The following is a 13,044-nucleotide window of genomic DNA, read 5'->3' as shown; positions in this document are numbered from 1 at the left end:
TTTGTGTTCATTCGCCAATTTTCTCAATGGATTAAACCATACAAACGTTTATTTAAATTTGCTAGAAACCGCGGCACATAGGGATTAATGCGGTTTAACGGACAAAAACTTTGTCACTCAATCAAACGTTTATTTAAATTGCTGCGGAAGCCAGTGAGACCAATGATTTCCCTCTATATTTTGAAAAAAAATTAGCGAAAGTTGGTTTATTGTCTGAATCCATTCCAGCCTGATAACCATCTCTTTCGGGAAATGACACCCCTCGATAAAATCCTCTACAGAAAAACAAAACAATCGTTTGATTAAATTTGCCGCGAAACCCGCTATTTTGAGATTCAACAGCTTTGGCTGCTAAAAATTTTGTCAGTTAAATAAACGTTTGATTGAAAACGGCTTAAGCGGGCACTATTGCTATATTTCAACCTTCAAACCACTAAAAAGTATGTCGAGAACCGCAAGTAGTTGGGCCCATGTTTCTTTTCAGCACACTATCCTAAAAATCTATCAATCTTCGACAAAATTCGGGGCGTGACAGGCACCAGAACAAGGAGCAGTCTAACCCATCCCCATGCATTAAAAGAAGCAGGAAAAACGCCCCCCTCTTTCATAGGACTTAAGGATTATTAATCAGAAAATTCAAAATACCGTTAGAAACCGCTTCTACCCAGTGCTAAAATAGGGTTGGCATAATGCTAATATTTAGTAGAAAAGAAGGGTGGGTTTGAATGTTAAAACGAAAGTCTTTACTTAAGTCAGTGGTTCTAAGTACCGCGCTTCTGATCTCCGGTACAGGATTGACTGTAACGGATGTCAAGGCGCAGCAACAGAATCTGCAGAAAACAAATGCCGCAGCGGAACTTAAAGTTGGGGATGTAAAAGTGGTCCCTCTTCAAGTAACCGGTTCGGCAAAGGATCGACTCAATCTTATTATCTTTGGCGATGGTTACACCGCTGAAGAAATGGACAGGTTCCAGCAGGATGTGGAAAGAAACTTGAACGTCCAGTGGAGTGTAGAGCCATTCCGCAGCTACCGTTATTACTTCAATATCTACATGATCCAAACTCCATCCAAAGACTCCGGCATCAGTTGTGACCCGGATGACGGCAACATCCGGCGTGACACAGTCTTCAATCTTCAGTATGCAGCTAAGTGCCCTGCAGACAAGCTTGCCCGCGGTGTCACCTATGGTACTGGCGGTGACAAGGCCCGCACTGACATTCTGACCAACTATGTTGCACCCAAACTGGGCATCTCGGCTAATGCCCAAAATATTCAAACACTCAACATTGCTAACACCTTTACGTATGGCGGTATCGGCGGCGTTCATGCAACTACCACTGGCGGCAGCCCGCAAGGACCGCTAGTATCATTACACGAACTCGGGCATTCACTTGGTAATTTGCAAGATGAATATGCCTACTATGACCGCGGTGTTCCAGGTGGTCCACATCCTGAAAAGGAACCTAGTTCGAATCACCATACCCGTCTTACCTCCAAGGAGATGACTGAAAAACAAACCAAATGGTGGCGCTGGCTCGGCGAGGAAAGTGAATCCGGCGGTATTATCCGTGCGGCCGACCCGGACGGGCATGAGAGCGGCGTATATTACAGTTCCAACGTATGGCGTCCAAGTGAACATTCGATGATGCGCCATACCGGCTTCTACTTTGACCAAGTCGGAAGAGAACAAATGACACAGCGGATTACCGGTATGCGTAATGCCAATGCAATGCCATTAGCATCCACTCCGGTTGGCGAAGTCGGAGCAAAAGATGTGGTATGGGTGGAAACGATGCACCCAAGATTCCATGCCCTTGATGTAACTTGGGAAATTAACGGCAAAGAGGTAACTGACACCCATAACAGCCGCCACCTCAAGCTTGCAGAACTAAATGTTAAAGACGGTGACAAGATAAAAGTAACTGTGAAAGACAAAACGGAGTTCGTCCGTGATCCGAACTATTTAAATGGTCCAAGGATGACACAGACCCGTGAATGGACTGTCGGACAACCGCTGCCAAAGACGGATGTTAATGTGAAGTTCACCAATACGTCCGTAACGGATCACCCGTTAGCTAATAACGAGATTGCTTTCGTTGAAACGACCAATCCGAATGATCGCGTGCTTAACGTAACTTGGGAACTTAATGGTAAAAAAATAGAGGGGACAAACAACAGCCAGCTTCTCAATCTTGAAAAGTTTGACTTGCCAAAGGGAGCTTCCCAGCTAAAGGCAACCCTGACAGATCCGGCCAATCCTAACGGCCCATCGGACACAGTACAATGGACGGTTGACAACGGAATGCCTTCAGCACCGCGAACTCTATCCCAGCCGCTTGTAAAACTGGACGGCAAGATTGAGCACAATGTGTACTTTAACGAGTTTGATATGCTGCTCAATCCAAAGGATGACCAGAAAGGGTTCGTTGTCGGCGAGTTCCGTTTAGATCATGACGGCTGGTACAATTATTTTGGGTTCCCGGAGCAGCCGGATGGCACACCATTCAAGTTCACACATTCCGGAACGGATATCAAAGCCTTAACATACGGCAACCTTGGAACCGGCGGCCTGTCAAAGGCAACCTTTGAACAATCCTATAAAACCGGTGATCCCGGCGGTCCATTCGTGCCAGGCTTCGGTACGCATACCGTTGAGCATAGAGCGATTGATGCCACCGGTAACATTGGAAATGTCGAATTATTTAAAGCAACTGTTTTACCAGGAGAAATGCCTGATTGTACAACAACAGTTACCGGCAGCCAAAATGGCGGACTGGTTGTTTCTAAAGGTGTAACATGCCTCAAAGATGCGGTCGTCCGCGGTGGTGTCACCGTTAAAAAAGGTGCATCATTAGTGATTTCCAACAGTACAATTAATGGCGGCTTGAAGGCTGACAAGGCGAACGTTATACAAGTTTTCGGTACCACTGTAAATGGAAAATCACAAATCGCCGGGACTTCCAGCAACGTAACATTAGCAGGAAATCAGTTTAACGGCGGGCTAACCCTGGCCGATAACAACCAAGTATCAGCTAACAAACAGTTTGGTGAATACGGACCAATCGTATCTGGAAATACATTCACCGGAAAAGTAGAATGTGAAGGTAATAGCTCAAAGGTAAATGATTTCGGAGCAGCAAACAAAATAGAAGGCTCCTTAACTGGTCAATGTAAAGGGCTATAGTTAAATCTGGGGACGGTTCTTCTGCTGTGAAGCGGAAGGACCGTCCCTTTTCGCTGCCGGTAAAGTGGATCATTTTTCTTTTGTTCAGAAGGCGATAGATTAATGGTTACTTTCATATCTACTAAAGAATACCCCATATCATGCAGTGCAGTTGAAACCTGTTCCTTTGATTCTTTTACCGACGCATCAGTAAGCGGGGGTCTGAGCCCCAAATTCAGAGAATAAAAGATTTAGATAAGATAAACAGCTACAGCCACTAGAACAGTACCTGTTCTAGTGGCTCACTTTGCCGCACTCAATGGCTCATTCATCAGGAAACAGTGGCTCAAAACTCCGCACAGCTGGCTTTTTCTATCCGCAATACTCAACTGACAAATCTAAACAAAATTCCCTTCCATTAAAACTAAATATTCGTTTGATTAAACATGCCAGGAATCCCGCCATTTAAGGATTTAATTCATTCGGCGGCCAAAATTTTTGTCAGTTAACTAAACGTTTGATTAAACTGGTACTTATCCTAGTGATATCAATGTTTCTTCCCTTCTTTTCAAAAAATAATTGACGAAAGTTGGCTTTATTCCTGGCTCCACTCATCCATTTTCACCTACATCACTCATAAACCAACAAACCCCAACAAAAAAACCTTCAGAAAAACTAAACAATCGTTTGATTAAATCGGCCAGGAAACCCGCAGGATAAGGAATAAACCCATTTTGCAGCTGAAAATTTTGTCAGTTAACTAAACGTTTGATTGAATTTATCGGAAAGCCCTCTGGTAAAGGATTCATTCAGATTAACGGCCAAAATTTTTGTCAGTTAATCAAACGTTTGATTATCGGTGTGCCCAAGTGTAGTGCTCATCCTTTATTGCTTCGTTTATTTCGAAAAGCAATAATATTTGTTTTTAACGAAGCATATGTTCCAATCGCCGCATACCCATAAAACCATCCCATAAATATTCCGCCAACAATGTTGTGTTTGTGACTGATAAATATGGAAATTCCTAGTCCGAAAAAAAGTGCGATTGTTGGTACAAACCATTTCGGTAATCTGAAATAAATCTTAATTAGTTGAGTGAACACGATAATGATGGGTATCGCAAAAATCGCATCCCAAAAATTCGTTTTAATGGTAGGGAAATCCAATGACAAACACACCTTTTTTACCTTATTATGTGTGTTCTTTGTAAGAAGTATAAATATTTAGTTCATACCAATATACCAAGCCCCGCCGCCGATAGCAGCTAAGATACAAAGCAAAAGATACTGGTCCCCATTCCTAAAAATATATACCTTGATGGATATTACTATCTATATGTTCTAAAGGGTCTTGTACTATTCAATTTAGCACGCAAAACGAACAGAGCTTTTTGCGAATTGCGTTAAGGAATCACGCCCTAATTCTAGAATAGGAACATCCGTGCAATAGGAGGCTGACCCCACGATCCCTACAAGATATCAATGGAATCTAAAAAAGATGATCCCTGTGGATTACAGAAATCATCCTCTTAGTGTAGCTTAATGTCCCAAATTAAAGTGTCCTTGACAAAGGGTACAGTTTACTGTCCCATCGTCCCACTTAATCAAGACCGTTTCTTCCCCTCATTTTCTGGAAAAAGAAAATAGGAAATTACTCCTGAAAATAGAGCAGCTCCTATTGCAATGATTAGTCTAATCCCTAGTTGTATTTCTGAAAATTCCTCATTAAGCATCCAAATTGCTACAGCCATAACGATAATCATGATTGGAATGACAAGTGTAATTCTTTTCGGTTTCAATTTTTCGCTTCCCTTCTGTCCTCTTTTATACCTAAATATTATTATACAAAAATAAAGACGGGTAATGATATTATCGTTATCGTTAAATTAATTGCCTGATTCAGAAAAAAGTTATCCTTACATTAAACTGGAGGATGACCCTATAGATGGAAAAGATATTATGGTTATTGGAAAGCGAAAGCCATTCTTGAATTCAACTAAAGATATTGAAAAGCTACAAAAGTACGAAAAACAGTTTAAGGTGTTTCAAAAGAAATACCAAATAACTTAAAATATTTCTTATTCAACAAACGGGTGCATTACTGGAACCAGGTAATGCCTTTTTCTTATTCAAGTACCGTGACAGATTAGTTGAAGAAGGATTATTTGAAATTCAATGTAAAAAGGTAAAAACCCCTAATTACAGATGCTTATTCCGTTGATATAATTAACTAAAAGTAAGGGGTACAAATGAAATGACTATCAGAGAATTTCTTAAAGAACAAGGTTTTAAAATAGCTTTTAATGTATCATTGATATTTATAATATTCATTAAAATCACAGGATTAATGGAAAAAGGCTTTAAATTTTTAGCAATTAGTATTTTTATTTTTTTAGCTTGTTGGTTATTAATAAATAAATTATTTTTAAAACTAAACTTGTTCAATGCTGTAATAGAGGAAAAAAGTAAAAGGAAATATATGCAATTAATAAAATGGTCTTATCGTATATTGTTGCTTATTATATTTTTTTTGGGAGCACCCTTCTTACAAAGGTAAGTAGTTCAGTTTCGAAGTAGAAAATTGAAAACAGTTACCCTTTTTTATATCAAAATAGCGGGAAATCCGCTAAGCAATTAGCATAAAAAATAGCATCATTTTTATAGCTGATGCTATTTGCTGTTAAGAAGGTATTTGGAACTTTTTATAGAATTATTCGTCTAAATGCTTAAATGTCCTAATTTTGAAAGAAGGTGTGTTATGAAAAAAGGTTTTTTATTATTATTAATTAGGAATTCAATGGACCTATGATAAAAACAAGTAAAAAGGTTAGTCAGTATGGTGCCCTGCAGGTGGGGGTCTACACTGAAAATAAGCCGAATTACTGAAATCTAAATTAATAGTTCTAAACAAATTGGCTTATTTCCATACTTTGCGGTGAAAACCTTGGTTTCCATGTTTGTCTGACCCTAAAACTCCATTGGTAAACCCTAGCACCATTATATTCCCCATAACAAAAGCCCTCAGAAATCTGAAGGGCTTTTGTATTTTATTTAGCTCAGTTACCTTTCTCTGTTTACTTTAACGCTTTAGTCTTTTATCTAAGCAGATCTCACTGTCGTTTTTTTAATTTTAAATTTCCTTTATTGAACATAATAAGTCCATTAATTCGCTCATATAGGGCATATAAAGGATATAACAGACCAATAAATACAATAATGGAAGGTATTTTTTCAATAACAGGTATTATGCCAGATAGCAAAGATATTATTGTTTCTGTTAAGTAAATAAATATAGGAATTATTGCTATCAAACCAATTAAAAGAAATGGGGTTACTTTTGTTTCTTTTAATTTGGCTTTGCAGTACGGACACTTCATGGTAAAAGGTGATGAAAAATCCTCAAAGTCATCAAGAGTTATTGCTTTTTGACAATTTGGGCAAGGTACAGATGTTCTCATAAATAAATCTCCTAATAAACGTATTTACTTCAGTATAATTGGGAAAAACCTGATTAGTAAATAGAGAATAGTAGTATCGCTAAATGAACGGTTCCATTTAACTTTTGTTCAGCTAAGCTATCCAAACCAGTTTATGGACCGGTTACCCATTATGAATGCGATTCAAATGCTTTTGTTAATGAACCGGGAGCCATCTACGATTCACTAATTTGAAAAAGTAAGGGCCGCCAGCTGCTCTTGCTTTTCTTCATTTTACCGCTTATTTTCACCCTGTTTACCTATTACACTTTACTGCTTTAAACTTTAGCTGGGCGGGGGACTGGCTTGAAATTGGAACAATTACGGAAATCAAATGTATAAATATAGTTTTATATTGTATAATATTGGTAGTAATTTAACTATTGATAATTGGGGGGATAATAGTGGCGAAAAACATGGTTATTGCTGGTGATTATACAGAAAAAGACGTTGTGCTATCCGGTCCAAATGTCGTTATAAGTGGCGAAGGTATAATAATTCAGTCAATTTCTAATAAACTTTTCTTCCCGTTTTTAAAATGAATTGCAATTGTATGGGTGCTTTTAGATTTTGCAGACAACCCAGCAAGTAGACCAACTGGACCAAGTACTAAAGATCCAGCTAAACCTCTCCCCATTGCACCTCATTGCACTTTTTCTCTTTGTTTCATCAAGAACTTCGTAAGAAACAACACTTCCTTTATTCCTCCTCACGATGGACACCCTCGAGTGGTGGCACAGGAATTTTTCCAGTACATCTATGACACGGTGTCATTTTTCTGTTGACTTATGACAACGTGTCATATATAATCAATTCATAATCAATTGTGACACGTCGTCACTTGCTAAGATTGGGGGAATTTTATTATGCCAAAACAAACATTTCTTCACTTGCCTAAAGATAAACAAGACACTTTAATTCAAGCTGCTAAAAAGGAATTTTCTCGAGTTCCATTACACGAAGCATCAATCGCTAATATTATCAAAGATGCTGGAATTCCCAGAGGTAGTTTTTATCAATATTTTGAAGACAAAGAAGATCTATATTATTATCTGATAAACCAGCTTTCACAGAAAAATAATGACCGATTTATTGCAGTCTTAAAGGAGAAAAACGGAGATATATTTGAAGCTTTTTTTGATTCATTTCAATTTATGACTCAGAATCACAGAAATCAAGAACACAAAAACTTTTTTAAAAATGCTTTTTTAAATATGAATTATAAAATGGAAAATACATTAGCTAATAATATTTATGAAGAGAATCAGAAAAATCAGTATTTAACTATGATTAGCTTAATGAATACCAAAAATTTAAACATAAATGATGAACGAGAACTTCATTCTATTTTAAAAATAATTATGGCGGTAACTTTTCAAAACCTTGTTCAAAAGTTTGTAAGGGATTTATCGGATGAAGAGGCTTTAAAAAGTTATGTTGAGCAAATGGAGATGCTAAAAAGAGGAATATATAAGGAAGAGCACTAATGAGTTCCCTTAAAGCAGTGAAAAAAGAGAGTACCCATTTGGAGAGATTTGTGAAAAAACTTCAGGAACAAGGTATTGATGCACAAATATACAAACGACCTAAAATATTAAATGAAATGATAAAAAAGGAGAAAACGAATATATGGATTCAACATTACAAGAAAGAAAACCACCCTATTTAATGCTTGCGATTCTTTTTGTCGGGGCATTTGTTTCTTTTCTAAATAACTCGCTATTAAATGTAGCATTGCCATCCATCATGGTGGATTTAAACATTAAAGATTACTCCACGATCCAGTGGCTTTCTACTGGCTACATGCTTGTCAGTGGGATATTAATTCCGGCATCAGCATTTTTATTAACACGCTTCTCAAATAGAAGTTTATTTATTACATCCATGGCAATCTTCACTTTAGGTACTGCCATAGCAGCCTTTGCACCGAATTTTGGTTTATTACTTACAGGAAGGATGGTTCAAGCAGCAGGTTCTTCGGTAATGGGACCTTTATTAATGAATATTATGCTTGTCAGCTTCCCACGAGAAAAACGCGGAACAGCAATGGGGATTTTCGGATTAGTTATGATTACTGCCCCAGCAATCGGGCCAACCTTATCAGGTTATATTGTAGAATATTATGACTGGCGATTACTTTTTGAAATGATTTTACCGTTAGCTGTCATTAGTTTGATTTTGGGGATTTGGAAATCAAAGAATGTAATGGCGGTAAACAAAGATGCTACACTTGATTATTTCTCAGTACTTTTATCATCTATCGGTTTTGGTGGTTTGCTATATGGCTTCAGTTCTGCAAGCTCTGATGGCTGGACAGATAAAGTTGTCTTAACAACTTTAATCGTTGGCGCTATTGCCCTCATCACCTTCATTGTACGTCAATTAAAAATGGATGAACCATTACTGGATTTACGTGTTTACAAGTACCCAATGTTTGCACTTGGCTCTGTCATTGCCATTGTAAACGCAGTAGCGATGTTTTCCGGCATGATTTTAACACCGGCATATGTACAAAACGTGAGAGGTATCTCACCACTTGATTCAGGTTTAATGATGCTGCCTGGTGCGATAATTATGGGAATTATGTCACCAATTACAGGTAAATTATTCGATAAATATGGACCACGGACCCTTGGCGTAATAGGGCTTGCCATTACAGCCGTTTCAACCTACATGTTGGCAAACCTGCAAATCGACTCTAGTCACACATATATTATCATTGTTTACAGTCTGCGTATGTTTGGGATGGCAATGGTGATGATGCCAATTATGACAAACGGCCTTAATCAATTGCCAACACGCTTAAATCCACACGGTACAGCTGTTAACAATACAGCTCAGCAAGTGTCCGGTTCGATTGGTACGGCTATTCTTATTACAATAATGAATTCTGTGACAAAAACTAAAGCTGAAAGTTTAATGAGCGGGGTTAATCCAACAACCTTTACAGCAGCTACTAAAGCTTTATTAACCCAGAAAGCATTATTAGCCGGAATCCAATATTCATTCTATATAGCACTTGGCATTAATATTGTCGCCCTACTATTAGTTTTCTTCATTAAACGTGTGGATATAAGTAAAGAAACTGAAGGGACGATAAATAAGCAGAGGAACATAAAAACAAAACCTCTGGTAGATTAACTTAAATAATTATTAAAACCTACGGAGCCAACTCTCCCTATGATAGTTGGCTTCATTTTTCCTTCGTTTGATTTCCAATTAATTTCCAATAAATGTCGTAAGTTTTGGAAAATAGGTCGTAAGTGACCGGAAGGATGTCATAAGCTACCGAATATACCTGTAAGCGCTCAAAAATACATCGTAAGTTCTCGGAGGCTCCACAAGAACCGTCCCCCATGGTCTTATAACTTTTTTTCATAACAATTCACTTCATTTGAGTGATTTGATTGCGCTGTTTTAAAGTATTCAAATCCAAGAGAACTCCAGAACCTCTGGGCATGATGGTTCTCTTTCAAAACGCCCACACGTAAAATGCTCAATCCTTTTTCAATCAATTCCTTTTCAAATTTACAATAGGCTTGCTTTCCGAATCCAAAGCCTTGGTAATCTGCATGAATTATCATTAACCCCAGCCATGGACACTGATCTTTTTCATTCAACAACAAATGAGTATCCCCATAGCTAAAGCTAGGGGTTTCGAAAGAATAGGCTAAAAAGCCCCATTGTCTTTACGTGGGCTACCACAAGTCCCGCTAATACATCAGGCCGAAGCCTTCAGCTTTGCTTTTTTCTTACTTTTAACGATGATGATCTTCTTAGGAGATTGAAGGAATTGTTTTTTTTCAAGTCCTTCAAAGGCACCACCAACATGTTTCCGAACAATATTGAACGCCCCATTTACGTCGGCGTGTATTTGAATAGTAGACCCTGTGATTTTGTAAAAAGCTCTTTTCACTCGTTGTCCGCTAAAAGTTGTTTGGTGTTCTTCACCAAATGTCGGAATCGGGTCCTTTGTTAAAAAACAAGACTTGGATGTGTAGCTTTCATCGCGGATAATGACCTGAATTCCTTTGCGTTCTGCTTTGTAGCGAATCATGTCAATAAATGTCGTGTAGGGGATTTGGATGAAGGTTTGTTTTGCTGATTTTCTCATGTTAACGTCTAATTTCCACCCCGAATTTTTACCAATAATAATGGTGTCGATGTCTCTTTCTAGGGCAATAGTAACCACCTTAACACTTGCCTTGTGTAAGAAATCCATCACTCGATTGTTTCTTTTTCGGTCCAATGCAACCAAACGGTTTGTCGTAAATACGCCTTCTTTGGGACTCTTTCCGTTTCGAATTATACTCATGTAATTGGCTCGTAATTTATTATAGTATTGATTGATGGATTTTAACCATGCGCCCTTGATAAGCAGAGGTTTAAGCCCTAAGTTATCGACAATAGTTGCCAGGTTATCTACTCCTAAATCAATACCCATTACTTTTTTCGGCTCGAAAATGAATTTATTGATTTGTTCTGCTGTTCTTACAATCGTCCTTTCTTGATGTTCAGCTTTGAAAACGACTTCCACAACATATTGACCATAGGAAGGTACGATTCGAACCTGTTGCAGCTTTCCTTCTGAAAGGGCTACCTTTCCTAATTTCAGTTGAAGGCTGGTACCCGGTAATTTAAGAACATTTCCTTCTTTAATTTCTGTAATTTGATTCGTTAAATAACAGGTTGTTCTGCCCGATTTTGATTTATATTTTGGAATCTTTGGTTTACCCGAAAAGCAGCTTGGATTCAGTTTGTAATTTTTTGAAGCTTCGAAGAAACTTTTCCAATCATCAAATACTTTTCTCATCGTTTGCTGATTAGACTGAGAGGGCATGGAAGTGTAATCAATCTGCTTCATGACTTTAAACAAGGCTTCTACAAAACAATACCCAATGAATGATTGATCTATGGTTGGCATTTTAAAGAGTTTTAGCATCGGTTCTATTTCTTTGCCCTTTTTATCTACTTTCTTAGGTTTTTTCATTTCCTTTTCATAGTGTTTCTGTCGAATTTCATTCATTATCGGTAAATTTGTTTCGATATCCATTAGTACTTGTAATTGATTTTCATTTTTCTTTTCTGCCTTCAGAGCTGTATATACCTGTCTAACGTAGTAATTTGTAATGTTATATAAATTTTTGGCTTTGAAGCAGAGAGAATCACAATATTCAAATAGTTCATGATCGGAACGGATTTGTATTTTATAGGCGCTATACATTCCTTTCACCCCCTATTAACGGAACCTATGTTCTTATTATATCAAATAGGTTGATAGAATACAAAGTATTTGCCCTCTTCAAAGAATAAAAAAACAGCTTATATCCCCATATCTGAAGTTAGGGGTTTTACGCTGCTTTATGATAATATTTTTTCTATCTTTCTATTACAATACCATACATTTTTGATTTCCAAATACAGTAATTATTTTCTAGTTTCTCTAATTTTCTTTTCCTTCTTGCTCAATATCAAAGTGCTTCTTTAGCTGATCTAATAAAGCAGGGGGTAACGGAACTTAATAGAACTTTCATTGTTGACAGTTCTCCTTTAGAAATCCTAAATGACAGTATCAGATGTATCGGTTTTGATTTAAGAGGGGCGATGGAAACGGCCAAATGGCTCCTTGGTAATAAACATATGTGTCCCGTCATGGTTAATCCTATACATAACATTTGTGTCTTTCCTAATAAATCTGCCAAGCATGCTGACACCATGTGGTTTAATCCTGAGCATATTGTTAGAACGAACACGTTAAATGGAAAGCTAAGGTAGAGTTTACGAATGGATTAATCATCACAGTTCCATCGAAGCTTTATTCTTTTAACCATAAACTGCAAACCGCTGATCAATTTAAGAGAATGATGGCTGAGAAAGGATATGTACCCCATCCCATTAAGAAAGGTCCGAAAAAACGCGCCTGATGAATAAACACTAGCAGTGAATAAGTTCTGGAGTTTTCCCTTTTAAATAAGAATATTTTTGTATATAATGATATATAATAAAAAAGAGAAGTGCGCTAACACTTCTCCCTGCAACTGCTACCGTCAGGGTGGTGGTTGTCATAGTTTGTTATTTGTGAGAACCACCCTTTTTGCTTGCGACGGCGTAGGGCGGTTTTCTTGTTTTCTAGAATGTTTTTCCGAAAGAAAAAAGCAGCGGTTTCCCGCATTTAAGTAGTTCAGTTTTGAAGTAGAAAATCTAAAATAGATGCTGAATTAGTATGTAAAATATAAATTGTTTTGCAGTAAAAATAACAAGTAAATTAGCACATAAAAACGCTTGGTTTTTCCAAGCGTTTTTGTAATATTGTTACTGACGTTCTATTTTGGCAAGAAATTGACGGTATTATTTGTCCTAAATCTGACGGAGATATTGGCCGATAGAAAGGGGAAGCCAGTAAGT

Annotated in this window: 12 protein-coding genes and 1 pseudogene; 7 read left to right on the top strand and 6 right to left on the bottom strand. The window is 37.7% G+C overall.

Translation table 11 applies throughout. The annotated features are described in order from the left end of the window. Positions 1-725 precede the first annotated feature (725 nt). Positions 726-3,185 (top strand): M64 family metallopeptidase, encoded by a 2,460-nt coding sequence (locus ACIQCO_RS26315; RefSeq protein ID WP_400434902.1) that lies wholly within the window; start codon positions 726-728, stop codon positions 3,183-3,185. On the opposite strand, the gene ACIQCO_RS26310 is transcribed toward ACIQCO_RS26315, so the two are convergent. From ACIQCO_RS26310 to ACIQCO_RS26300, 3 genes are all read right to left on the bottom strand, one after another. After that, entirely contained in the window at positions 3,167-3,397 is a 231-nt protein-coding gene (locus ACIQCO_RS26310; protein WP_400434900.1) for a magnesium chelatase domain-containing protein, read from the bottom strand. The two genes, ACIQCO_RS26315 and ACIQCO_RS26310, sit on opposite strands and share 19 nt — an antisense overlap. 645 nt (positions 3,398-4,042) lie before the next feature. After that, positions 4,043-4,330, bottom strand: coding sequence for a hypothetical protein (locus ACIQCO_RS26305; protein ID WP_400434898.1), 288 nt, complete (start codon positions 4,328-4,330; stop codon positions 4,043-4,045). Positions 4,331-4,767: 437 nt separating this feature from the next. Then, positions 4,768-4,962, bottom strand: coding sequence for a histidine kinase (locus tag ACIQCO_RS26300; RefSeq protein WP_066093510.1), 195 nt, complete (start codon positions 4,960-4,962; stop codon positions 4,768-4,770). A gap of 115 nt (positions 4,963-5,077) precedes the next feature. Between ACIQCO_RS26300 and ACIQCO_RS26295 the strand changes: the two are divergent. Both ACIQCO_RS26295 and ACIQCO_RS26290 read left to right on the top strand, forming a co-directional pair. Continuing rightward, positions 5,078-5,233: pseudogene (locus ACIQCO_RS26295) on the top strand (leucine-rich repeat domain-containing protein); the annotation flags it as partial. A 184-nt stretch (positions 5,234-5,417) separates the two neighbouring features. Then, on the top strand, positions 5,418-5,720 hold the full coding sequence (locus tag ACIQCO_RS26290; protein ID WP_400434896.1) for a hypothetical protein: 303 nt from the start codon (positions 5,418-5,420) through the stop codon (positions 5,718-5,720). A 553-nt stretch (positions 5,721-6,273) separates the two neighbouring features. Here the strand turns inward: ACIQCO_RS26290 and ACIQCO_RS26285 are convergent. Then, entirely contained in the window at positions 6,274-6,621 is a 348-nt protein-coding gene (locus ACIQCO_RS26285; RefSeq protein WP_400434895.1) for a DNA gyrase inhibitor YacG, read from the bottom strand. 422 nt (positions 6,622-7,043) lie between these two features. Here ACIQCO_RS26285 and ACIQCO_RS26280 point away from each other — a divergent pair, with 422 nt between their 5' ends. The 3 genes from ACIQCO_RS26280 to ACIQCO_RS26270 all read left to right on the top strand — a co-directional run bounded on the left by ACIQCO_RS26280 (position 7,044) and on the right by ACIQCO_RS26270 (position 9,780). Beyond that, the gene (locus ACIQCO_RS26280; RefSeq protein ID WP_400434893.1) at positions 7,044-7,181 is read left to right on the top strand and encodes a hypothetical protein; all 138 of its coding nucleotides are present in this window, start codon (positions 7,044-7,046) and stop codon (positions 7,179-7,181) included. Between the two features lie 324 nt (positions 7,182-7,505). After that, positions 7,506-8,126 (top strand): TetR/AcrR family transcriptional regulator, encoded by a 621-nt coding sequence (locus tag ACIQCO_RS26275; protein WP_400434891.1) that lies wholly within the window; start codon positions 7,506-7,508, stop codon positions 8,124-8,126. A gap of 142 nt (positions 8,127-8,268) precedes the next feature. Next, positions 8,269-9,780 carry an MDR family MFS transporter gene (locus ACIQCO_RS26270; RefSeq protein WP_400434889.1) on the top strand — a complete coding sequence of 504 codons (1,512 nt, stop codon included), beginning with the start codon at positions 8,269-8,271 and terminating at the stop codon, positions 9,778-9,780. Between the two features lie 221 nt (positions 9,781-10,001). On the opposite strand, the gene ACIQCO_RS26265 is transcribed toward ACIQCO_RS26270, so the two are convergent. After that, on the bottom strand, positions 10,002-10,259 hold the full coding sequence (locus ACIQCO_RS26265) for a GNAT family N-acetyltransferase (RefSeq protein WP_400434887.1): 258 nt from the start codon (positions 10,257-10,259) through the stop codon (positions 10,002-10,004). Between the two features lie 101 nt (positions 10,260-10,360). Next, positions 10,361-11,863, bottom strand: coding sequence for an RNA-guided endonuclease InsQ/TnpB family protein (locus ACIQCO_RS26260; RefSeq protein WP_400434886.1), 1,503 nt, complete (start codon positions 11,861-11,863; stop codon positions 10,361-10,363). A gap of 272 nt (positions 11,864-12,135) precedes the next feature. Here ACIQCO_RS26260 and ACIQCO_RS26255 point away from each other — a divergent pair, with 272 nt between their 5' ends. Further along, positions 12,136-12,414 (top strand): competence protein ComK, encoded by a 279-nt coding sequence (locus tag ACIQCO_RS26255; RefSeq protein WP_400434968.1) that lies wholly within the window; start codon positions 12,136-12,138, stop codon positions 12,412-12,414. Positions 12,415-13,044: the final 630 nt, after the last annotated feature.

It is taken from the genome of Neobacillus sp. NPDC093127, from assembly GCF_044754175.1.
Lineage (GTDB): Bacteria > Bacillota > Bacilli > Bacillales > Cytobacillaceae > Neobacillus.
Note: the sequence above shows the minus strand (reverse complement) of the source record. Positions and strands in the feature narration are given on the sequence as shown.